This window comes from Acinetobacter thutiue, assembly GCF_030385805.1.
Classification (GTDB): Bacteria; Pseudomonadota; Gammaproteobacteria; order Pseudomonadales; family Moraxellaceae; genus Acinetobacter; species Acinetobacter corruptisaponis.
This window is the reverse complement of record NZ_JAUDZE010000001.1, coordinates 331,634-355,381: the sequence shown is the minus strand read 5'-3', so window position 1 is coordinate 355,381 and position 23,748 is coordinate 331,634. Positions and strand designations below refer to the sequence as shown.

The 23,748-nt window shown below is 43.2% G+C and carries 23 protein-coding genes; 7 read left to right on the top strand and 16 right to left on the bottom strand.

Annotated elements, in window-relative coordinates:
* Positions 1-3 precede the first annotated feature (3 nt).
* The 11 genes from QTA56_RS01745 to QTA56_RS01695 all read right to left on the bottom strand — a co-directional run bounded on the left by QTA56_RS01745 (position 4) and on the right by QTA56_RS01695 (position 10,430).
* Positions 4-1,464, bottom strand: a complete 1,461-nt coding sequence (locus QTA56_RS01745) for a right-handed parallel beta-helix repeat-containing protein (RefSeq protein WP_267979229.1) — start codon at positions 1,462-1,464, stop codon at positions 4-6.
* Positions 1,465-1,481: 17 nt separating this feature from the next.
* A complete protein-coding gene (aroD, locus tag QTA56_RS01740) occupies positions 1,482-2,327 on the bottom strand; it encodes a type I 3-dehydroquinate dehydratase (protein WP_267979228.1) in 846 nt (281 codons plus the stop codon).
* Between the two features lie 158 nt (positions 2,328-2,485).
* Complete coding sequence (gene pcaG / locus QTA56_RS01735; RefSeq protein WP_267979227.1) at positions 2,486-3,115, bottom strand: protocatechuate 3,4-dioxygenase subunit alpha; 630 nt, start codon at positions 3,113-3,115, stop codon at positions 2,486-2,488.
* A 14-nt stretch (positions 3,116-3,129) separates the two neighbouring features.
* Entirely contained in the window at positions 3,130-3,855 is a 726-nt protein-coding gene (pcaH, locus tag QTA56_RS01730) for a protocatechuate 3,4-dioxygenase subunit beta (RefSeq protein WP_267979226.1), read from the bottom strand.
* A 10-nt stretch (positions 3,856-3,865) separates the two neighbouring features.
* On the bottom strand, positions 3,866-4,279 hold the full coding sequence (gene pcaC, locus QTA56_RS01725; protein WP_267979225.1) for a 4-carboxymuconolactone decarboxylase: 414 nt from the start codon (positions 4,277-4,279) through the stop codon (positions 3,866-3,868).
* A gap of 15 nt (positions 4,280-4,294) precedes the next feature.
* Entirely contained in the window at positions 4,295-5,668 is a 1,374-nt protein-coding gene (gene pcaK / locus QTA56_RS01720; protein WP_267979224.1) for a 4-hydroxybenzoate transporter PcaK, read from the bottom strand.
* Positions 5,669-5,709: 41 nt separating this feature from the next.
* The gene (gene pcaD, locus QTA56_RS01715; protein ID WP_267980015.1) at positions 5,710-6,495 is read right to left on the bottom strand and encodes a 3-oxoadipate enol-lactonase; all 786 of its coding nucleotides are present in this window, start codon (positions 6,493-6,495) and stop codon (positions 5,710-5,712) included.
* Positions 6,495-7,850, bottom strand: a complete 1,356-nt coding sequence (locus tag QTA56_RS01710; protein WP_267979223.1) for a 3-carboxy-cis,cis-muconate cycloisomerase — start codon at positions 7,848-7,850, stop codon at positions 6,495-6,497. The genes pcaD and QTA56_RS01710 overlap by 1 nt, the downstream gene beginning before the upstream one ends.
* A gap of 8 nt (positions 7,851-7,858) precedes the next feature.
* The gene (gene pcaF, locus QTA56_RS01705) at positions 7,859-9,073 is read right to left on the bottom strand and encodes a 3-oxoadipyl-CoA thiolase (protein ID WP_267980013.1); all 1,215 of its coding nucleotides are present in this window, start codon (positions 9,071-9,073) and stop codon (positions 7,859-7,861) included.
* 17 nt (positions 9,074-9,090) lie between these two features.
* On the bottom strand, positions 9,091-9,744 hold the full coding sequence (locus QTA56_RS01700; RefSeq protein ID WP_267979222.1) for a 3-oxoacid CoA-transferase subunit B: 654 nt from the start codon (positions 9,742-9,744) through the stop codon (positions 9,091-9,093).
* 2 nt (positions 9,745-9,746) lie between these two features.
* The gene (locus QTA56_RS01695) at positions 9,747-10,430 is read right to left on the bottom strand and encodes a 3-oxoacid CoA-transferase subunit A (protein WP_267979221.1); all 684 of its coding nucleotides are present in this window, start codon (positions 10,428-10,430) and stop codon (positions 9,747-9,749) included.
* A 248-nt stretch (positions 10,431-10,678) separates the two neighbouring features.
* Here QTA56_RS01695 and pcaU point away from each other — a divergent pair, with 248 nt between their 5' ends.
* Positions 10,679-11,503 (top strand): IclR family transcriptional regulator PcaU, encoded by an 825-nt coding sequence (pcaU, locus tag QTA56_RS01690; RefSeq protein WP_267980012.1) that lies wholly within the window; start codon positions 10,679-10,681, stop codon positions 11,501-11,503.
* 196 nt (positions 11,504-11,699) lie between these two features.
* Here pcaU and QTA56_RS01685 read toward each other — a convergent pair whose 3' ends face one another.
* From QTA56_RS01685 to QTA56_RS01675, 3 genes are all read right to left on the bottom strand, one after another.
* Positions 11,700-12,767 (bottom strand): amidohydrolase family protein, encoded by a 1,068-nt coding sequence (locus QTA56_RS01685; RefSeq protein ID WP_267979220.1) that lies wholly within the window; start codon positions 12,765-12,767, stop codon positions 11,700-11,702.
* 245 nt (positions 12,768-13,012) lie between these two features.
* Complete coding sequence (locus tag QTA56_RS01680) at positions 13,013-13,225, bottom strand: hypothetical protein (RefSeq protein WP_267979219.1); 213 nt, start codon at positions 13,223-13,225, stop codon at positions 13,013-13,015.
* Between the two features lie 574 nt (positions 13,226-13,799).
* Positions 13,800-15,065, bottom strand: a complete 1,266-nt coding sequence (locus tag QTA56_RS01675; protein WP_267979218.1) for a KGG domain-containing protein — start codon at positions 15,063-15,065, stop codon at positions 13,800-13,802.
* Between the two features lie 709 nt (positions 15,066-15,774).
* Between QTA56_RS01675 and QTA56_RS01670 the strand changes: the two genes are divergently transcribed.
* The gene (locus QTA56_RS01670; RefSeq protein WP_267979217.1) at positions 15,775-16,653 is read left to right on the top strand and encodes an SDR family oxidoreductase; all 879 of its coding nucleotides are present in this window, start codon (positions 15,775-15,777) and stop codon (positions 16,651-16,653) included.
* A 51-nt stretch (positions 16,654-16,704) separates the two neighbouring features.
* A complete protein-coding gene (locus QTA56_RS01665) occupies positions 16,705-17,673 on the top strand; it encodes a N5-glutamine methyltransferase family protein (protein ID WP_267979216.1) in 969 nt (322 codons plus the stop codon).
* 51 nt (positions 17,674-17,724) lie between these two features.
* Here the strand turns inward: QTA56_RS01665 and katE are convergent, their stop codons facing one another.
* On the bottom strand, positions 17,725-19,905 hold the full coding sequence (gene katE / locus QTA56_RS01660; protein WP_267980011.1) for a catalase HPII: 2,181 nt from the start codon (positions 19,903-19,905) through the stop codon (positions 17,725-17,727).
* An 8-nt stretch (positions 19,906-19,913) separates the two neighbouring features.
* A complete protein-coding gene (locus QTA56_RS01655; protein ID WP_267979215.1) occupies positions 19,914-21,326 on the bottom strand; it encodes an iron-containing redox enzyme family protein in 1,413 nt (470 codons plus the stop codon).
* 234 nt (positions 21,327-21,560) lie between these two features.
* Here QTA56_RS01655 and QTA56_RS01650 point away from each other — a divergent pair, with 234 nt between their 5' ends.
* The 4 genes from QTA56_RS01650 (at position 21,561) to QTA56_RS01635 (ending at position 23,631) form a co-directional block, all read left to right on the top strand.
* Entirely contained in the window at positions 21,561-22,037 is a 477-nt protein-coding gene (locus QTA56_RS01650; RefSeq protein ID WP_267979214.1) for a CinA family protein, read from the top strand.
* 240 nt (positions 22,038-22,277) lie between these two features.
* Positions 22,278-22,439 carry a hypothetical protein gene (locus tag QTA56_RS01645; protein ID WP_267979213.1) on the top strand — a complete coding sequence of 54 codons (162 nt, stop codon included), beginning with the start codon at positions 22,278-22,280 and terminating at the stop codon, positions 22,437-22,439.
* 95 nt (positions 22,440-22,534) lie between these two features.
* On the top strand, positions 22,535-22,855 hold the full coding sequence (locus QTA56_RS01640) for a hypothetical protein (RefSeq protein WP_267979212.1): 321 nt from the start codon (positions 22,535-22,537) through the stop codon (positions 22,853-22,855).
* 98 nt (positions 22,856-22,953) lie between these two features.
* Entirely contained in the window at positions 22,954-23,631 is a 678-nt protein-coding gene (locus QTA56_RS01635; RefSeq protein ID WP_267979211.1) for a DUF421 domain-containing protein, read from the top strand.
* The last annotated feature ends 117 nt before the right edge of the window (positions 23,632-23,748 follow it).

Genomic DNA, 23,748 nt, shown 5'->3' with positions numbered 1-23,748 from the left:
CCATTATTTCAATTTTACTGCTGAACTCAGTTCAGAAGTTGCACCGAATTGATCTGTAACATTTGCAGTCAGAGAGGCGGCTTTCGTGGTTGGTTTCCACGCCACAGTGGCAATACCCTGCGCATTGGTCACCGCAACGCTTGAACCTAGATAAAACTCAGCCTCACCTGAATTGGCTGATGAATTACCAAAGAACTCAACTTGATAACGCTGGTTTGGTTGTCCTTTCACTTCAACCACAACCTGACCTTTGGATAGGCTGAGTTTAGGTGCCTGAATACTCTGGTTTGGTTGTTGGTTACAGCCCTGTTCATTTGGCTGTTGGCAGGTTTTTTGTAGGTTTGCAGGGTCAATTTTTACGCCATGTCCACGAGAACCGACAAAGTGGGCATGTTCCAATCCTGGAATGTCAAAAATAATTGCACCTAAACGCTGGTTCGGTACACAACTTCCGCCTGCCTCACAGCGCTTGATGTCTTTGCCGTTATTCCAGATTTGGTTTTTGGTCAGTGTAATTCGTGCATTGGCATCTTTTTCAGAGCGAATGGCAATCCCGACGCGGTTGCCATGTACCTTATTGCTGTCAAAGATATTGCCATCGCCTGTCAGGTTAAAGCCATTGGAGTTATTGGTCAGTTCGTTATAAGCGATATAGTTACGTTTGCCCCAATTGATCTGTAAACCATCTGAGTAGTTTTCAAACTTGTTGCCAACAACGGCGTTGTCATTACCCCAAAGAATTTCGATCCCTTGCGATGGTTCAGGATTGGCAGCGGTTGAAATAAACTGGTTATTGGCAACCAAGTTAAATGCTGCACCACGGGTCAGTTCCAAGCCATCGCCATTGTCCTGAAAATAGTTGTCGATCACCTTGTTGTTATTGGTGGTGGTTGCAGTTGGATTACCCTTGCCATCATCACCTGTCAACATCACACCTGCACCACCATAGTTGTGCATAATACGGTTATGCTGAATCAGGTTATTGCTGGCACGATTCATTAAGATACCAATACAGAAATGGCGAATTTCCAGACCTTGAATGGTCACACCATGAATGTCACGCAATACAATGCCAGGTAAAGTGGTCGTACGCACATTGGTTCCAAACTGCCCCTCAACCGCACCTGGACAGGCTTCCACACCTGTGCCCTTGATATAGCTTGATCCATCAATAGCGATAAACTCGCCTGTTTTTGCCCACTGTGTCCCAATAATTTTGACAGGCGCCTTGATTTCAGGAAGTGGACTTTTGACTTGAATGACATAAGGTGCCTTACCCACCGCCTGAACCTGAATTTCACTGGTTTCTGTTGGTTTGCTATTGGCCTGTTCAATCGCCCAACGGAATGAACCTTTTTCAGAATCATCCTGATAACGGTCAACAATATAGGTTTCTGCTGCTGCCATGCTTGAAATTGCCAAACCGACTGCCAATGTGCTGAGACGTAATGAGATTAATTTCATTTTGATATTCCTTTCAATTATTGTGTCGGTTGAACCGTTTTTAAGAACTGCTTGAGTTGGGTCACATCAATCTGACCTGGCGCAGATGCCTCGCCAATCATGCCAAAGCTAAAACTGCCGCCCATATTGGCAGTGGCAATCCGTGAAATGGTGCCAAGTTTGCCCATCGACATGGTGAGTAATGGCTTTTTAGATTGCTGACTGACTTTTAAAGTCGCATTCATTAAGGTGAAAACATCCTGTTTGCTTTGTGGCATCACCGCAATTTTTAAAATATCCGCACCCAGTTCATCCTGCTTGAGTAGGCGTTTAACAATTTCATCTTCACTCGGTGTTTTTTGGAAATCGTGGTTTGACATCACGATCAGCACTTTTTTGTCATGCGCCAGTTTGACTGTATTTTTTACCACCTGCTGATCACGGAACATTTCCACATCCAGCATATCCATGAATGGTTGTGGTTGATTTAAGTAGGCTTGATAGGTTTTGCCATAGTCAGCATCGCTAATGGTCAACTTTCCACCCTCGTTATGGGTACGAATGGTTGCAATGATTGGCTTTGTAGCTAAAATCTGGCGCAGCTCCTGACCAAGTGCAATCACCTGTTTCGTGTCATTGGCAAAATCCAGTAAATCAATCCGAAATTCAGCAAGATCAGCATCAGGATTGGCCGCAATGACCTTTGCCTGGGCGATTGCCTGTTCCTTGGTTTTTGCCGTAATTGGCACGATGGTTTTTACAGGAAGTTTGGCAAGTTCAGTCAACTCCACTTGTTTTTGTGCATTGTCTTGTGCCTGTGCGATTTGAACCGCAAGCAATGGACTCATTGCCAGTAATATTGCTGCTAATTTTTGTAATTTCATTGTCATCATCCTGATTGCGTAGTTGTTAAATGTTTTGGCTCACTATCTCTTAACCTCTCCCTAACCCTCTCCTAAAAGGAGAAGGAATATCCCTAGCGTTTGACTTGTAGAATTTTCCCTCCTTGTAGGAGGAAGATTTAGAGGGAGGTCTTTAAAACTTAAATATCAAAAAATACTGTTTCATCTTCGCCCTGAATACGAATATCAAAGCGATAGACTATTTCCCCATCGACTTCACTACGTTTAGCGATGAGTGTCTGACGACGGGTTGCCCATTCAATGCTGTTTAAAACAGGATCATTGGCATTGGCTTCGGTTTCATCCTCAAAATAGATGCGGGTGTGTAAACCAATATTGATACCACGAGCAAAGACAGCGACAGCAATATGTGGTGCCTGCGTTGACCCTTTGCGCCCTGCCACAGCAGCAGGCTTAATGGTGTTAAAGTGCCAAAAACCTGTTTCAAAGTCCGCACCTGTACGACCCCAACCTAAAAAGTTTGGATCGGCAGTTTTGCCCTGAGTATCGGCCTGGCTTGGATAAGCACCATTGGCATCGGCCTGCCAGATTTCCAGTAATACATCTCTTAATGGCAAACCCAGTCCATCAAAGACTTGCCCCTCGATTCGGATACGTTCGCCCTGAGTTTTTTCATTCACCAACTGGTTATCAAAATTATGTGCAAACACCTCAATATTGGCCTGTTGGGGTAATAAGCCAATATGTACATACGGTCCACCTGTCTGTGATGGGGTTTCTTTCAATTCCTGAAAATTCCATGTGTTCATTGTCTTACTCCCAATCAGGTCAAATCATTTTCAAAGTAGGTTGCACGGCGACCACGCAGGGTGATGTCAAAGCGGTAGCAACGGCTATCTGACTCGATAAAATTGTTTTTATCTTCCAAGGCAATTAAGGCACGGCGTTGCTGTTCCGACGGAATAGTTTGAATGATCGGGCATGAATCAATCAGCGTATCACCCTCAAAATAAAACTGTGAAATCAAGCGTTGCGCCCAACCATCAGCGATTAAGGAGAAATGGATATGGGCAGGTCGCCATTCATTGATACGGTTACGCCACGGATAAGGACCTGGTTTAATGGTACGGAAAATATAGAAGCCATTTTCATCGGTCAGGGTACGGCCACAACCGCCAAAGTTAGGGTCCATTGCACCAATAAACTTGTCATTTGGATGACGGTAACGACCTGAAGCATTGGCTTGCCACACTTCCAGCAAGGCATTTTTAACAGGACGGCCAAACTGGTCACGCACATAACCATGCACAATGATACGTTCGCCCACAGGTAAACCCTCTGTGGCGTAATTCAGGATGAGGTCATTGTCTTTTTCACCAAAAATACTCGGTGCAAAATGCGGTGCTGTGACTTCTGTCAGTGTTTCAGCAATTGAAATCAGTGCATTTTTGGGTGAACGCAACACACTGGTCTTATAACCTGGCGCATACGCAGGTGGATGATCGTCTGTATTCCGTTGTGCATAGGCACCTAAAGTATGTTTTAACATGGTTATCTCCTTAATCCTGTTCTTTCGCTGAAACAGGCTGTACCTCAATTCCGAGTTCCTTAAACACCTCTTCCGCCATGTGCATGGCAGCATTGGCAGCAGGCAAGCCCGCATAGAGTGAGCTGTGTAAAATCAGCTCTTTTAATTCGTCTTTGGTCACGCCGTTGTTAAAGCAGGCTTTTAAATGCATCCGCAGCTCTTCCTCACGTCCCAATGCCAATAGAATCGCAATGGTGACCAGACTACGGGTATGGCGTGGCAGCCCCTCACGGGACCACACCTCACCCCACGCATAACGGCTAATAAAATTCTGGAAATCCTGATTAAAATCATTGAGGTTTTGCAGTGAACGTCCCACATGCGCTTCGCCTAATACTGCGGTACGAACCTCAAGCCCTTGCTGATAACGTTGTTCATCATTCATTGACTTTTTCCTCAATTAAGTTGCATCGGTATGTGCAACAATAGATTTCACAAAAATGGCGACGGCGGCGGCTGTTGCAGGAATAAACAACATGCTCAGAATCATGGTGAATGACCAGTGATTCCCCAGTAACACCGCACCGATCCATGCACCAAACACCGCACCGAAACGACCAATCCCTGTCATCCATGCAATACCTGTGGCACGGCATTGGGTTGGGTAGAAACGGGCACTTAAGGCTGGCATGGAAGATTGTGCACCGTTGATGGCAATCCCTGCACACAACACTAAAACAGCAAGTAAGGTTGAATTTCCAAGACTCTGCCCCACTGCGATTGCAAACAATCCAGCGGCAAAGTAGAACCCTGCAATAATGCGGTTTGGGTTAAAACGGTCCATCGCCCAGCCAATGAATAAGGCACTCAGCACGCCGCCGAACTGGAACAATCCACCGATAAATGCGGCACGTTCCAGGGTTGCGCCTGTTTCACGCATCAGGGTTGGCAACCAACTGGTCAACAGATAGATCACCACCAGACCCATAAAGTAGGTTGACCAGAGTAAAACCGTACCTTTGGCATATTGTTTTGAGAACAAGATACTGAATACGTTTTTCTTTTCTGCCACTTTGGATTGTTCTTCGGGAATATGAAATGCTGTTGCGCCCTGAATTTGAGTCGGTGCAATATGCGTTAAGATTTTGCGAACTTTCTCAGGATTTCTGCCTTTGACGATCAGGAAGCGATAAGATTCAGGTAAGCAGAAAATCACCAGAAGCATCAAGATCAACGGTGACCAGCCACCCAATAAGAACAGGCTATGCCAACCAAAGGCAGGAATCAGCCAGCTACTGATAAAGCCACCTGTTGCCATGCCCAGGTTGTAGCCACAGAACATACAGGTCACCATCAACGAGCGTACCCGTGTTGGGCAATATTCAGAAAACAAGGTGGTTGCGTTTGGCATGGCTGCGCCTAAACCAATACCTGTCAGGAAGCGCAACACCACCAATTGATCTAAATTCTGTGCATAAGCAGACGCAAGCGTAAAGCCACCAAAGATCAGCATGGAAAACGCAAGTACAATCTTACGCCCGAAGCGGTCTGCGGTTGGGCCTGACACCAATGCCCCAATGATCATGCCACCCAGTGCAGCACTCATCACAGGGCCAAGCTGGGAACGGTCAATGCCCCAGTCCTGTGTCAGGGCTGGTGCGATAAAACCCATTGCGGCGGTATCAATACCGTCAACAAAAACAATGAGAAAACAAACAATTGCAATCATCCATTGATATTTACTGACTGGTGCATTGTCAATCAGTGCCTGTGCATCCATGCTGTTATTTTTTGCAGCACTATTGTTTTGAGCGGCATAGTCCTGAGACGCCATATCTGCCTCCTTAAGGCGAAATCCTTTCTTAAACAAACCGTTTATATTTTTTTGATAAACTTTGTCAGTTCCTGAGTAAATGCCTGCGCTTGCTCAATATTGGATAGATGTGAAGCAGGCAAAACCTCAAACTGGCTATGGGGAATAGACTGATGCATCAATTCTGCATCCTGAACTGTCGTCACAGGGTCATACTGACCTGCAATAATTAAAGTTGGGATTTGAATCTGTTTAAGCTGATCCCGCAGATCGGCATCTGCCAAAGCCCGACAACTGTTGGCATAGCCTTGAGCTGAGCTAATTGCTAGACTTTGAATGGTTTTTTGTGCCAATACATCGTGGGCATAGTCAAAATGTTCGCTAAACCAGCGCGTATGTGTGGTTTTCACAAGTTCAGCCAAGCCATGTTGCTCCACACTTTCAGCCCTGCTATTCCAACCCTCTGTGGTCCAGATTTTTGCAGCAGAGTTCGCAACCGTAATACTGTGAAAACGGTCTGCATGATGAATTGCTAAATACAAAGCAGTGATGCCCCCCATGGAAATCCCACAAAAATGAGCTTTCTCAATCGCTAGAGCATTGAGAATATCCACCACATCTTCTGCAAGATTCTGCAAAGTGGTATGGGCAATCACTGCGCTGTCACCATGACCACGCGTGTCATAAGTAACCACCTGATAATTTTCTGCCAATGCGGCAACCTGAGCCTGCCACATGCCATGATCTGTTCCAAGTGAATTGGAAAACATCATCACAGGTGCATCTTTTAAACCGTGTACCTGCACTGCAAGTTGATGTCCCTGACGATTATTTACCACCTTGATCATCATTTCGACGCTCCTTGTGCTGCCTGCAATACCGCATCAATTTGTTGCTGAATATTGCCCAAATAAGATGCTGGCTGAAAAATCTCATCCAACTGCTGGACAGAAAACTGGGCAGTGATCTCATCCATTCCTGCCAAAATATCTTTTAAATGTGTATGCTGTGCCACGGCTTGCCGACATGCCTGCTCCACCAGGTGATGTGCATTTAAACGCCCAATTTTTGGCGCAAGCGCCATCATCACCGCTTCCGCCATGATCAGGCCATGCGTACAGTCAAGATTTCGTTGCATGGCATCAGCATTTACCTCGATGCCCTGCAATACTTCATTGCTGCGCTCCAGTACACCTGCACATAACTGAAAAATTTCAGGAATTGCCAGCCATTCGGCATGCCATGCACCTAGGGCACGCTCATGATCCTGTACCATGCTTTGATAGATACTTGACATCAATGCAGGAACACGATTGGCTGCTGCAAGAATTGAGGCTGCCGCAACGGGATTGCGTTTATGCGGCATGGTGGATGAACCACCACGACCTTTTGCCGTTGGCTCGAATACCTCAGCAATTTCGGTTTGCATGAGCAGCGACCAATCTTTTGCCATCTTGCCGACATTTCCGACAATGATGGCAAGTACACTGGCAATCTCAACCATACGGTCACGTTCGCCATGCCAGGTACATTCAGGTGCTGTGAGTTGCAATTCCGCTGCAAAGGCTTTAACCATAGCCGAACCCTGATCCTGCAAAGAAGCCAATGAACCCACTGCTCCACCCAGTTGTGCGGTCAATACCCGATCTTTCATCGCTTGCAGACGCTCAAGATCACGCTGCAATGCGGCTGCATAACGTGCGAACTTATGTCCCAACGTAATCGGCAAGGCCTGCTGTAACCACGTCCGTCCAATCATGACCTGATCACGGTAACGCTCAGCTTGTTTTAGGGAAATGTCATAGGCGGATTGCAATTGCCTTTCGATCAAGGCCAGCGCATCGCGACATTGCAAAATGGTAGCTGTATCAATAATGTCCTGACTGGTTGCACCCCAGTGCACATAACGGGCGGCATCCTCATCCTGTTGCTTCACGATGGCTGTGAATTGCTTGACAAATGGAATCGCAATATTGCCAGCCAAACCAGTCGCCACTGCCAAGTCATCGAAATCAATTTTTTCTAAAGCCGATTGCCCAACCTGTTCAATGATCGTTGCGGCAGATGTAGGAATCACATTGACCTGAGCCTGTGCTTTGGCCAAAGCCACTTCGGCTTGGATCATATAACCTAATAAGGCATGATCACTAAATATGGCAGTGACATCAGGCTGATAAAATAGGCTGGCGTATAGCTGGCTCATGGTACACCTCACTCAACTCGCTGGATAATCAGGGCAATCCCCTGACCCACACCAATACACATTGAACATAAGGCATACGTTCCGCCTGTCTGCTCAAGCTGGTTTAATGCTGTTGTCACCAAACGCGCGCCTGATGCACCCAATGGATGACCTAGGGCAATCGCACCACCATTCGGATTAATACGAGCATCATCATCGGCTAAACCTAAATCACGCGTCACTGCTAAAGCCTGAGCAGCAAATGCCTCATTTAACTCAATCACATCGATCTGATCCAAAGTCATGTTGGCGTGTTTGAGCAGTTTTTTAATTGCAGGCGCAGGTGCAAAACCCATGATGCGTGGTTCAACACCAACTGTAGTAGCGGCAATGATCTTGGCACGTGGTTTCAGTTGATACTGTGCAACCGCTTCATCTGATGCGATCAACAATGCTCCCGCACCATCATTAATGCCCGAAGCATTACCTGCAGTGACCGTACCCTCGACTTTCACAACACCTTTGAGCTTGGTTAGTGCTTCCAACGTGGTTGATGCACGTGGATGTTCATCGGTATCAATGACAATGGCATCACCCTTACGCTGTGGAATGGTTACTGACACAATTTCATGCGTAAAAAAGCCGTTGGCTTGCGCTGCTGCTGTACGTTGTTGGCTCACCAAGGCAAACTGGTCCTGATCGGCACGGTTGATATTGAACTGCTCCGCCACGTTTTCTGCGGTTTGTGGCATGGTATCCACACCATACATTTGTTTCAGTTTTGGATTGATAAAACGCCAGCCCATAGTGGTGTCTTCAATCTTCTGGCTACGGCCAAATGCACTGTCAGATTTGCCCATCACATAGGGTGCACGGCTCATGCTTTCCACACCACCAGCGATAACAAGATTGGCCTCGCCTGCCTTAATGGCACGGGCTGCCATCGCAATGGCATCCAGTGATGAACCACATAAACGATTGACCGTGGTGGCAGGTACTTCGACGGGCAGGCCTGCCAATAATGCTGACATACGTCCAACATTACGGTTGTCTTCACCCGCCTGATTGGCACAGCCATAGATCACATCATCAACCTGTGCCCAGTTAACGCTTGGGTTACGTTCAATTAGTGCAGCGATCGGTATTGCACCTAAATCATCAGCACGTACAGCAGCCAATCCACCTGCATAACGTCCAAATGGGGTACGGATCGCATCAATGATGTAGGCATTTTTTAAAGTCATATTCATGTTACTCATCCTTAAGCCTGTGTTGCATCAGTTAGTTTTGCACCTGTTAAGGACTGCAATTCCTCAAAGCTCAGGCCATCCACTTTTTCAATGACTTTTAAACCATCCTTGGTCACATCAATCACACACAGGTCGGTATAGATACGATCCACACACTTCAAACCTGTTGCTGGATAAGTCAATTCTTCTACAATCTTGGGTTCACCCTGCTTAGTGGTATGGTCGGTGGTGATAAAGACTTTCTTTGCACCCACCGCTAGGTCCATCGCACCACCCACCGCAGGAATCGCATCTTGAGCACCTGTATGCCAGTTGGCGAGATCACCATTGGCTGCCACCTGAAATGCACCAAGTACCGCAATATCCAGATGCCCGCCACGCATCATGGCAAAGGAATCACCGTGATGGAAAAAACAGCCGCCTGTGAGCATGGTCACGTATTCCTTGCCCGCATTAATCAATTCAGGGTCTTCTTCACCCTTGGCTGGCGGTGGACCAAAAGCCAACAAGCCATTTTCAGAATGTAGAAACACATCTTTATCAGCAGGCAGATATTTCGAAATTTTGGTTGGTAAACCTATGCCCAGATTGACATAGGCACCGTCTGGAATATCCTGTGCAACGCGTTCAGCAATCTGGTCACGACTTAATTTTTGATAGCTCATGATTATTCTCCTGCACCATTTTTCGCATCAACAGCAACCACATGCTGAACAAAAATTCCTGGGGTAATGATGTGTTCAGGATCAAGCTCACCCAATTCCACCACTTCAGCAACCTGCGCAATGGTGACATCCGCAGCCATCGCCATGATTGGGCCAAAGTTACGGGCAGATTTATTAAAAACCAGATTGCCCCAACGATCGCCCTTATAGGCCTTGATCAGTGCAAAGTCGGCCTTGATGGGATATTCAAGGACGTAGTCTTTACCCTCAATATGGCGGGTTTCTTTACCCTCAGCCAATAATGTTCCAAAACCAGTTGGGGTAAATACTGCGCCCAAGCCCATTCCTGCCGCCTGAATACGGCAGGCGAGATTACCCTGCGGCACCAGTTCAAGTTCAATCTTGCCTGCATGGTAAAGTTCATCAAATACCCATGAGTCGGACTGGCGTGGAAAAGAACAGATGATTTTACGAACCGCACCTGTTTTTAATAATTTGGCAAGGCCATAATCACCGTTACCTGCATTATTATTGACAATCACCAAGTCCTTGATGCCAAGTTCAATCAGTCCATCAATGAGTTCTGCGGGTTGTCCTGCGGTACCGAAACCACCAATCATGATGGTCGAACCATCCTTGATCTGGGATAGCGCTTCGGTTAATGAGGTGGCACTCTTATCAATCATCTGACTACTTCCTGTACGATTTATCACTCATTGCTTCATCCTGTAAAACCGATGAAACGAAGTTGAGTGTTTTGTTCGGATTTGTTCTATTCATTCTTGATAAATTTTTTGCTGACTTCTAGGCTTGAATATGTATTTTGTTCGATGATTATTTTTTATGTTCGATCATCGAACATTATCCAAGTAAAATAGTCATGTTTCCATTAGAATAATAAATAGGCATTGATTTGGGATAGAGTATTAAAATGATGGAACAAGATCAGGACAAGAATCCACGGTTGATTCACCATATTGAAAATAAAAAAACCATTCGACATGAGGACTTTATTGCAGGAATCGCCAAAGGTCTGGCCATTCTGGAATGCTTTGGACCTGAACGGCATCGCCTGAATATGAGTACGGCTGCGGAAAAAACAGGCATGACCCGTGCCGCCGCCCGACGCCATTTACTGACTTTGGAATACTTAGGCTATTTGGAGTTTGATGGACACTATTATTATCTGACCCCAAAAATTCTTAAGTTCTCAGGTGCCTATCTGGATGGCTCTCCACTCCCCAAAATCTGCCAGCCATTGCTAAACTTGCTCACCAACCAAACCTCTCTGATTTATTCCGTGATGGTTTTAGATGGCTATGAAGCGATTACGATTGCCCGTAGTGCCGCACATCAGCAAACTGACCGTGTAAATCCATATGGTTTGCATTTGGGGAATCGACTCCCCGCCCATGCCACTTCTGCTGGAAAAATTCTACTTGCACACTTGAGTAAAGAAGAACAAAAGCAATGGTTGGAGAAATATCCCTTAAAACGTTTGACCAAATATACGCATACAGACCGTAATGAATTTTTAACATTGCTACATGACATTAAGGAACAGGACTGGTGTTATTCAAGTGAGGAACATGAGCTGGGAGTCCATGCCGTGGCTGTTCCAATCTATGATTCCAATGCCAGTGTGGTTGCCGCATTGAATATTGTGTCCCCCACCATGCGCACCACAAAGGATTATTTAATCACCCATATTTTACCGTTGTTACAGGAAACCGCGCGTGATTTACGTCACGTGATTTAATTCAAGGCAATTGCTTAAAACACTTTAAGCTGGTCTAAAATTGTCGAGGCATAAAAAAAGCCACATCTGGAGAATGTGGCGAAAGGTGTACTGCATATACGGTGATGCCGTGTCCTTAAGTTAATCAAGCTAGCTTAAATGAACATTAAACTTTTAAAGCCAAGTAAAATAATTCTAAAGGCTGTGGATTAGACTTCTAATCCAGACGATAGAAATTGGCTGCATTTTGTCTAAAGACTGAATACAGTGCCTGCTCACCATAAGGTGCAATGATTTGAAGATAGGCCTGAATCATGTCATTCAAGGCAGCATTGGCTTTGTCCATGGGAAAATTTGAGGCATACATAACTCGATCCACCCCAAACACAGCAATCGCATGCTGTATCAGTGGCGTTAATAAATTCACTATTTCATCGACTGTTGCTGTTCTATGCTGCTTATAGAAATGATGCCCCAGTACAGGCATCATCAGGCCAGAAATCTTGGCATAGACATTTTTCTGCTCTGCCAAAAGGCCCAAATCATGTTGCCATTGCTTAAAGATGTCTGCCCGCTGTGAGGCAGTCTTTCCAGTTCTTTTACCGACCGCGCCAAACAGGCCAGCAGGTGTTGCAAGATGATCTACAACAATACGCGTATTTGGAAAAGCCTTTGCCAGAGCAGTTATTTCATTTAGCTGGGTTGAATAGCCCCAGGCATCAAAAGTCAAATCCATTTTTGCCAGTTGCTCAAAACCTTTTAAGAATTTTTTAGAGCCATATAAATGTGGCTTGTCACACCAGCGATAAATGCCCTCATCCTCATGCCAGGCAGCCATTTTACGAATACCGCAAAACAAGGGACTGGCCTGTTGATGTGCCTTAAGTATCTTTTTAAACTTTCGGTCTCGTGGGTCGGCGGTTCCCACAATCGCCCCCAGTTTGATTCCCTGTTCGCTAAATTTTAACTGGCTGATCCACTGGGTTTCCTCAACCACGCCAAGACCTTTATGGTGATGCCAATTGGCTTCAACATGCACCACACTTTCCACAGAAAAATGACCTACATCAGCCTTGTAATGTTCTGGCAGATATGGACTGAGCGCATACTGGGTGACTCCCAAGCTATCTAACAGTGCCCTTGGTTTGACTAAACGTATGACTTTATCCATCACTGTGGGATATTGCCCTAAAGCCTTGACCAGTAATGCCGCTGAGTGTGGTGTATGGTATGGATCCCATTGGTGAAGATGGGGATCAATAATCGCAAAATCGAGTTGTTTCATTACTTGGCTCTATCATTCTGGAAAATCAGGTGTTGAATTTTTATATTCATCCATGACATTGATTTTCAATTATTAGATTTTTTTGAAGTATTTGAGCGTAACGCATAATAGGTCATGTATAAAATGATTTATTCTAATCAGGCAACCTGAAGATCATTCATTTAAATATTTCCTATTCACCATAAAAAATCCCATAACTGAGAGTTATGGGATGTTGTGAAGTAATGAAAGATTAAAGAAAAAGTCTAGTTCACTACTTCTATAAATCGGTAGATGCGGCCATCTTTGGGATTCTCGTAGAGCAACTCCATATTCGGTAAAATAATGTCCCCCGCGATTTCGATATGCTCTATACGCTTGAATAATGGGATATTCTGATCATTGGCCTTGCGAATCAGGGCAACAGCTATATTCTCAGCCTCAAACTGATCTTTCACTTTGATTTTTATATTGTTCATTGAATAACTCCCTTTTAAATAAAAAAACACAACTGCGATAAAATTGGAATAATGTGGTTGCCGATAAAGAAAGCGGCATAGCAAAAAAGTTAAAATAAAAGCAGTTGTAGGTTATAAATTACCAATCCAGCAATACCTTTGCTGGATTACGCAAATGGACTATGGCAAATAAAAACAAGGCTTGTCGACCAAAGCGTTGTAACGAAAAATGTAGCACTTATAATTTTTATATAAAAAACAGTAAATTAAATAATCAAAACCCTTGGTCTAAAAATTAGGTAAATCATCGTAAAAATGTGATAAAAATCACACTTAAGTTGTTTTATTACATTTCCATGCTGTCTAAGACAGTGCAATATTCTGATTATTTTAGGAATTTTAAAAACCCATAGTTGAATTTTTTTGGAAGTAAAAACTACCCTCCGTTGCTGTTCAAAGGATGACTCTATTCCCTTAACTGCTTATATAAAAAAGATACTGAATAGAATTCCATTCAGTATCTTCCAATTTTAAATGAGACAAATCATTTAAAGCGGCATGTATTTAAACAGGTAAAATCTTAAATGAAGTTTCATTAAGATGTAAAACGTCCATATTCATCACGTTTTTGATTGCTATTACCACGGCCTCGACCACCCGAACGATTGTCATAATCATCGTCATCATTACGGCTACGGCCTCGGCCGCCAGAGCGATTGCCGCCACGATCATCGTAGTCATCATCGTCATTACGGCTGCGACCTCGGCCACCTGAACGATTGCCACCACGATCATCATAGTCATCATCATTGCGGCTGCGACCACGACCACCTGAACGGTTGCCACCACGATCATCGTAGTCATCATCGTCATTACGGCTACGACCTCGGCCACCTGAGCGGTTACCACCACGATCATCGTAGTCATCATCGTCATTACGGCTGCGACCTCGGCCACCTGAGCGGTTGCCACCACGATCATCATAGTCATCATCGTCATTACGGCTACGACCTCGGCCACCTGAACGGTTGCCACCACGATCATCGTAATCGTCGTCATTACGGCTACGACCTCGGCCACCTGAACGGTTGCCACCACGATCATCGTAATCGTCGTCATTACGGCTGCGACCTCGGCCGCCTGAGCGGTTACCACCACGATCATCGTAGTCATCATCATTGCGGCTGCGACCGCGTCCACCTGAGCGATTGCTACCTCGGTTGTCATAATCATCGTCATCATCATTGCGACTGCGACCTCGACCACCTGAACGGTTGCCACCACGATCATCGTAGTCATCATCGTCATTACGGCTACGGCCGCGACCACCTGAACGGTTGCCACCACGATCATCGTAGTCATCATCGTCATTACGGCTGCGGCCACGACCACCTGAGCGGTTGCCGCCACGGTTGTCATAGTCATCGTCGTCATCATTACGGCTACGACCTCGGCCGCCCGAACGATTGCCACCACGATCATCGTAGTCATCATCGTCATTACGGCTGCGACCTCGGCCACCTGAGCGGTTGCCACCACGGTTGTCATAATCATCGTTATCATCACGACCGCGACCACTAGAACGACTTTCGCCACGGTTATCATTTCTGTGGCTTAATGAACCTGCCTCACGGGCTTCCTCCGAGGTAAATTCGTGTGCGTTACCCCGTTCATGGGCAATTCTTCCAGCTTCACGTGCTTCTTCTGAAGTGAATTCATGTGCATTTCCACTTGCATGGGCAGCACGTCCACCCTTGCTTGCAATTTCCCTTAATCGTTCTGGATCCATACTTGCAAATCCACGGTTTGAGGTACCTGAGTTATTATCCTGATCGTCGCGTCTTGAATCTTGATTAGCCATGATTATCTCTTCCTCTATTAAAATTATACGAATTGCCATTTATTCATTGGCACCATTCACCATAAGAGATAAAAACTTATTCGACTAACCTAGCAATGTTTCAATCTTTTTAAATGTAGCAAAATGGCGAGGAAAATAATTTCATACCTATTTGTTATAAATAGATTTTTTAATAAGAGGTTTAAAAAATAATGCTTTAATATTTGCTTTAATATTTACTTTAAAAATAATCTAAAAAATAAAGTATCATTAAAGATAACAAATAAATATTGCCTTACAATGAGAATATAAAAATAATCTTATTAATTAAAAGCAAACAAACATCACGTTCAAGTAAACACTTCAATATTGGACAATCATTTTCTTATTGCATATTGCTTTAATTAAAGATGGTATTTTAAAAATAAATATTAGAAAGATGCCAGCAACAACCGAGGTCAACGTGAACTATATGATAGTGCCTGTACCAGAAATCCTGTTTTTCCAGTATTGACCTCAACCCTAATGACTGGATGCAACATGATGCTGAATGGCAATGCAAGGTGGTAGAAAACCATCTCAAGATTCTGTTGATTATATAGGTTTATATTTATTTACCACCTTATACCTAAAAAGTACAAATCAAACCAATATAAACATAGACCCCACCAAAAAGAACATCTTTTTAAAAGATCATAAAAAAATAAACTAACTGTTAAGGACGCTGAAGATGAACCAAACCACAGAACATTATCCAACTTCTGCCCCCGCTCAGGAGCAGCAACACCAGCCTGGGGAACAGGAGATTATGCATCCTGAACCAGAGATTATTAAATCAACCCATCAGGGAAGTTCCAAGCTTAAAAACAAGGTTGCGCTGATTACTGGTGGAGATAGTGGTATTGGGCGCTCGATTGCGGTTTTATTTGCCCGTGAGGGTGCGGATGTCGCAATTATTTATTTGGAAGAACAGGAAGATGCTGAAAAAACCAAACAGCTTGTGGAAGCTGAGGGACAGCATTGCCTTTTATTCAAAGAAGATATTACCGACCCAAGTGTTGCCGATCAATGTGTGGCAGAGGTTTTAAAAGTCTTTGGCAAGATCAATATCTTAATCAACAATGCGGGTGTACAGTTCCAGCAGCATGACATTGTGAACATCAGCAATGAACAACTGGAAAAAACCTTTAAAACCAATATTTTTTCCATGTTTTATTTGACCAAGGCAGTGCTTCCTCACTTACAGGAGGGAGACAGCATTATCAATACCACCAGCATTACCAGCTATCATGGTCATGACGCCTTAATTGACTATGCCAGTACCAAGGGTGCCATCACCACCTTTACCCGAAGCCTATCCAATAACCTGATGAAACAGAAAAAGCGCATTCGGGTCAATGGCGTGGCGCCTGGACCAATCTGGACGCCGCTGATTCCAAGCAGCTTTGATGCGGAAACAGTCGCCAAGTTCGGCAAGGATACCCCAATGGGAAGAATGGGACAGCCCAGTGAGGTCGCCCCCGCCTACCTGTTTTTGGCTTCGGATGATGCCAGCTATATTACAGGACAGGTCATCCATGTAAATGGCGGTGAAATCGTCAACGGTTAAGCTGAAAAACCTCCATCAAAGGAGGTTTTTTTACATTTAAAGGGGCCACCCATGAACCAATATTTTGACATGCAACTGTTACAGCAACATGCCTTGCTATTTTTATTAAATTTTCTAAAAGAAAGACATTACCGCTTTACCGTGATTACACCGCTTAGCCATGAACGCATCATTATACGCAAGAAAAATCAATCAACCAATTTAAGAAATCTCAAGGATATTTTTGGATGGAATCTAGCATTCCACCCAGAGGATTTGGATACACAGCTGTTTAATACCCTAAAAAAAGCCCACCTGATCCGTATTGAAAATAACCAGTGGATCAGCAATATACGGGTAGCCTCACTGGAAGATGAACTCTTTATTCACTCCGCTTTTCCAACCCTGGAAAATGATGCGGTCTTTTTTGGGCCAGATACCTATCGTTTTTATTATCACCTGAAGCAGCATTTATTGACCCGTCCCCAACCGTTGCAGCGTAGCGTGGAATTATGCTGTGGGGCTTCCCCTGTCGCACTGGCCATTGCCAAGTCTTTTCCAGCCATGTCAGAAGTGTTTAGTGTCGATATTAATCCCAAGGCACTGTTTTATAGTCAGGTGAATAAAAAGTTTGTGGGGCTAAACAATGTCTACCCAATCGAAAGTGACCTATTTTCAAACCTGGAGGGCAATTTTGACCTGATCTTTGCCAATCCGCCTTACTTAATGGATATCCATGAACGCCAGTACCGTCATGGGGGCAATGAACTGGATGGAACTGACCTGTCCTTTAATATTTTAAAGGAGGGCATCAAAAGACTTACACCAAGCGGAAGCTTATTTTTATATACAGGCATTGCCATAAGTCATCAGGGCAATAAATTTTTGGAGGCAGTGCAAAGCTGGATAAAAAATTACCCAACCTTTAAATGTAACTATGAGGAAATTGATCCCGATGTATTTGGTGAGGAACTGGACCAGCCCGCCTATCAGCATATCGAAAGGATTGCCGTGGTTCTGGTCAAGCTCAGCGCCATTTAAAACGTGCAGATATAAGAAAAGCCCTTGTTTAAGGGCTTTTCCTGTTTTGGCTTAGGCTGGAATGGATTCAATCACTGCTTCCCTTGACCAGATCCGATGATGGCGCAACAGTTGCTTAAACTTCTCCGCCACATATTTAAAGTCATCTCCAATCAAGGTGCCCTCATCAGCAGACAATCCCAGTTGCTCCAGTAGCTCAGATTTATTACCTAAAAACACAATCGGCTTTAAATGTTTATAGGCCTCAAGCAGATAATGCTTTGCAACACCATCCTGCAATACCTCCTCAAGGTTATCGCCATCGGCAATAATCACCGCATCATAGGCAATGGATGGCTCAGCCTTTTGCATGCCATCAGAGGCAGCCTGTTCCCCCCTGATTCCTTTTACGGGCGCTGGTGTTGGTGTAAGCAAATGAACGATGGCATTTTCCTTAATCACCCAGTTCTGGATGGTATATAAACTTTCAGCATTGACCTTGTCATGAATCAGCACGGCTATTTTCTTTCCCTGAATATCTTCAGGAATAAAGGCCTGCATGGAAAGTTTTCCAGACTTTTCAATCATGGCATGTTTGAAGTTTTCTTCCAGATCAGGCACGGTTATACCTAGATTATCACCCACTTGACGAGCCAGATCTGTATCAATATTGGCTAGGATTTCCTGAACTTCTCGTTCACGAATATGCTGACGCTGCACCTTGCTTAATTCAAAGGTGTAGGCATCCACCACGTGTTTCTGTTCATGTGGTGCCAAACTTCTATAGTACAGGCGAGCCTGTGAAAAATGGTCAGAGAAAGATTCACTGCGCACACGAATCTTGTGCCCATCAATCCGTTCCTGATAACTTTCAAAGCCCCCATTCTGGGCGGCTGGCGGTATTTCAATCGGCCAGTTGTTGTCGATGGAGTTGGGCTGATAGGAGGCCTGTCCCTTATGGATTTCATGTTGGTGCAGACCATCACGCTGGTGGTTATGATAAGGACAGACTGGCTTGTTGATTGGAATCTGGTGGAAATTTGGTCCTCCCAGACGGCTTAGCTGGGTATCGGTATAGGAGAATAAACGTGCCTGTAGTAATGGGTCATTGCTAAAGTCGATACCTGATACAATATGTCCTGGACAGAATGCAATCTGCTCGGTTTCAGCAAAAAAATTGTCCACATTGCGGTTCAGTACAAATTTGCCTATCGGTGTGACGGGAACCAGTTCTTCAGGAATAATCTTGGTGGGATCAAGTAGGTCAAAATCAAAACTCATCTCATCCTCTTCCTCCACGATCTGCACACCCAACTCCCACTCTGGATAAATGCCCTGCTCAATCGCCTCATACAAATCCCTGCGATGAAAATCTGGGTCTTTACCTGCCAGCTTTTGTGCCTCATCCCAGACCAGTGCCTGCAATCCCTGTTTAGGTGTCCAATGGAACTTGATAAAACAGGCTTTTTCATGGGCATTAATAAAACGGAAAGTATGTACACCAAAGCCCTGTATGGAACGGAGGCTACGTGGAATTGCCCGATCAGACATCGCCCACATCACGGTATGGGCGGACTCAGGAACCAGTGACACAAAATCCCAAAAGGTATCATGCGCTGTGGCACCTGTTGGCATTTCATTATGGGGTTCAGGTTTTACGGCATGAACAAAATCAGGGAACTTAATCCCATCCTGAACAAAGAAAACTGGTGCATTATTACCCACCAAGTCAAAATTGCCCTCCTGCGTATAGAACTTGATGGCAAAGCCACGAATATCCCGTACAGTATCGGCGGAGCCACGTGGCCCCTGCACTGTAGAAAACCTGACAAAAATCGGGGTTTGCATGGTTGGGTCCGTTAAAAAACCCGCTTTGGTAAACTGTTCATTGCCCTCATAGGCCTGAAAATAACCATGCGCCCCTACACCACGCGCATGAACAATTCGTTCAGGAATCCGCTCATGGTCAAAATGGGTAATTTTTTCCCGTAGAATAAAATCTTCAAGTAAGGTGGAACCCCGAACCCCTGCCTTTAAACTGTTCTGGTTATCTGCAATCTTGACGCCCTGATTGGTGGTTAAGGCTTCATTGGTGGCATCACTTCGAACCTGATCCAACTGGGCTGTTTTTGCCGTAACATTCTGCTTGTCTGGAGTGTCGCCAGCTAATGCACTTTTTATTTTGTTCTGGTCATTGGTATTGTCGTTCATTTGGCTACCTACTGATGGATGGCTAGAAAATAATGGTTTTATTCAAGTTTTTATCGGCTTTGCGAGCTGCTTAAATAGGGAAACAACAGCTCCACATATTTTTGTGTACTCCATAGACCTATACTTTTATGGTGTGAGTCTGGAGCCAAAAATGGGATAAGTTTGCAAAGTTTCAGTGCAAGGTTCTGGGTCTGGTTTACCCGTGTCTGCAAGCTTTCCAGTTCACCATCAGAAATATAGCTAAATAAATACTGGTGAATATGCTGCTCATTATCTATGTTGGGTTTATAAGGCAGATAACTTGATGAATATTGCTCACCTGCAATCCAGTCGTGAATAATCTGTTTTTCTGTGGAATTAAATACGCCATACATTTTTCCATCTTCATGACTAATTAAACGCCAGAACAGACTTTCCTCTGGATCAGTATTCAGCTTAATCCATTTATTTTCAGTCAACTGACGTATGAAGCTGCCAATTTCATGGGGATTTGCAAGCCATTGGTTAACTGTTTTACATCCAATCTGATGTTTCTCATTGTGAACCAACTGCCCAACCAAGGCCTTGCGTTTTAGAATTTTATGGACAAACTTTTCCAGATCAAGATTATCAATGATTTGACGTGAGCCAATACCATGTTGATTTAAAGCGTAGCCACGCTTCAACTTATCAAGAAACAGTTCTTTGTCCTTATATTTTTTATAAATATTTTCCAGGGCTTTTATTGATTTATGTGCATGGCCATTGTCCAGATTATCAATGGTAATATGCAGGTTAAAATATTTTGAATCTATTCCCAACTCGGCCAGTTCATAGTTGGTAATGAGTAAATGTAATGGTAATTGCTCATAACCCAGATTAAATCCAATAATCTCTGGAATAAACTCAGGAGGTGCATAACCCAAGGCCAGCTGAATTGCGGCATGATGATAATATTCATCATCAAGGAACAGCTCAAAATCATCCAAACCTAAAGCACATAATAGGTCATCATAAATACATACATGGTTTGATTTCGCCTGCCCCAACCCCAACTCTTCCAGGTAAATCAAAATCAGGTCATGAAAAGTAGGATCATTCCAATAATTGACAATACTGTATAACCACGAACCATCCACTTTTTTTATTGGAGCGACCTTGATTAGAAACTCAAAAGCCTGTCCCAGATTTTTAAAATATTCCCGTTCTCCACCTGACTGGCGGCGTTTAATATAATCCTGATAGATTTGACCCACTTTCTGGTTTTCAGTGAAATACCAATCTTTCATGTCACTGATTTTCTTTGGTAGATCAACCTTGTTCAAACAAATCTTTTCAAATTCCTTATTCAATAGGCTGACCGCTTTTTTTTCTTTTTCAAAGTTGGAAATGTCTCCATCCATAAAGAAAGCAACAAGCTCATAATAATTTTTTTGATCATCCTGTAATAAGTCAAGCAATCTTTTTTTTACTAAAACTGGCATTTTCATTCTCCGAATTGAAAATATAAAAATACATTACGTGGCTGGCGCTTTATTCCCATCAACTTTTTGTTAAAAGAAGTTATAAAAAAAACATATGAAAATAAAATTTCTTTTTATTCAATTAGTTGTTTTTGCATATTTTTACAGTTTAACATTTTGAATTATTTATCTTTCACGTTATCCATATGAATAAACAATAATTTATTTTGATTGTACTTATACAATGGAGTTCCTATGTTCAAAAAATCCTGTGAGCGATTGGCTGAGAAAAAACTCACGATTTCTTTTCTTGAGAGTGCCTCCGCAGGCTATCTTTCCTATCAATTCTCATTAAGTCCCTTTTCTGGAAATATTCTAATTGGTAGCCTAGTCTGTTACGACTTAAAGGTAAAAGAAAAAGTTTTGAAGATTTCTCCATCATTTATCAAGAAGCATACTGCTGAATCTATGCAAGTAACCAGGGAAATGATTAAGAAAGGAAAGAAACTGTTTCAATCAGATATTTACGTGTCATGTACTGGATTATTAAAGCGAGGTGGTTCTGAAACCAAGGAAAAGCCTGTGGGAACATTCTTTTACTGCATATATTATAAAGGCAGTATTTATGAGTTTCGAACTGTATATTCAGGTCAACCCAAGAAAAAACTGGAAAGCCTACTCAATGATATATGTAATAAGCTTATGAAAATTATAGAAGAAGAAAAGTGCTAGAAAACTTTTGTTTTTGTTTCATCATGTAAGTTAGATATAAAGAACTATTAAAAGTGTTTTTATTTAAAACTACTATTATTCTTTAACCCTTTATAAATACATAAAATTTACTTTATTTAGACGTTACATTTAAATATTGGGAAACATGCAAAGGCTTATCACAATCAAAATTTATGTTTTAATTAAACCATCTGATTTACTCAGATAATATCCATAGCTAATAAAATGAGGAATACCATCATGAGTAATGCAAATAACCAACGTAATAATCAGCAACAACAACAAAATGATGACAACCGTCAACAGCAGCACCAGCAGCAAAATGACAACCGTCAGCAACAAGGATCTAATCAAAAAGATTCTAGCAACCAAGGATCAAACCAAAATAACCAACAGAAGTAATTTCTGGTTATTTTAAGGTCCAAGCATATTTAGGAGAATAATGAAAATATTCTCCTAAATTTTATATAAGAATTATTTTTGGCTGGAGAATTCCAATGACTGATACCAATAATGCCAATTCAGGTAATCAAGGTTCCAATGTCAATGTTAACCCTCATGATTACTGGCGCGAAAGCTACCTTACCCGTCCCTATTATCAGGAAGCTCAACTTGACACGCCTGACCTAGATTACGATCGTGATTTTTCCAAAGCCTATGAGCTAGGCAGTCGTGCACGAACTGAACATGATCGCAACACTCAATTTGAGGATGTTGAGGGGGGCTTGAAAGAATCTTGGGAAGAACTCAAAGCCGAATCAAGATTAAAATGGGAACAGGCTAAAGAGGCAATTAAAGATGCCTGGGATAGATTATAAAATGCCTTTCCCCATAAATAAAATGAGCTTATTGAATAAATAAGCTCATTTTATTTATAAAGTATAATTTTATCCATTATAAAAAGAGTAATTTATCCATGAATATAATTGATATTTTTCTCTATGACACAACCTGGGGTTTTATATTTGAAATCATGATCCGTTGCTTTGTCATGTTTTTCCTTATTCTTATCTTTCTAAGACTTTCAGGCAAACGGGGTATTCGACAGCTTTCCATATTCGAAGTGGCCATTATTCTGAGCCTGGGAACTGCGGCTGGCGATCCCATGATTATTGATGATGTACCGATTGTCCAGGCATTCGTGGTCATGAGTACCATCATCATTCTCTATCGGCTAGTCACCTGGGCCATGATGAAAAGTGAAAAAATTGAATTATGGGTGGAAGGTAAACCCCTTTATATTGTTGAAGATGGCATGATGGTGATTCAGGATATCAAGAAAGAAAAATATTCCCACGATGAGTTTTTTGCTGAAATGCGTCAGCAAAGTGTGGAACATCTAGGACAAGTCAGGGTGGCTTTGCTTGAAACGGATGGCTGTTTAAGTATCCTGTTTTACACTGAGCAGGAAACCAAATGGGGGCTCCCACTATTTCCCAAAGCCTACCAAAAGTCAGTTCACTTAAATACTGAGAATTACTATTCCTGCATGTACTGTGGAATGACCCAGCATTTACTTCATCTGGAACAGGAGTGTCCTCGTTGCCAAAATAAAGACTGGACTGAATCCTTGTCTGTTCCCTATATTCATTAACATTAAACGTGGAAGATCTTGTTGGTCACCTGATGACAGTTGCATCGTAAAGTTATGTGTCAGACAAAGGTTTATAGATTGGATATCCTGAAAAGCTTTTTTTTAAACTGTAGTAAT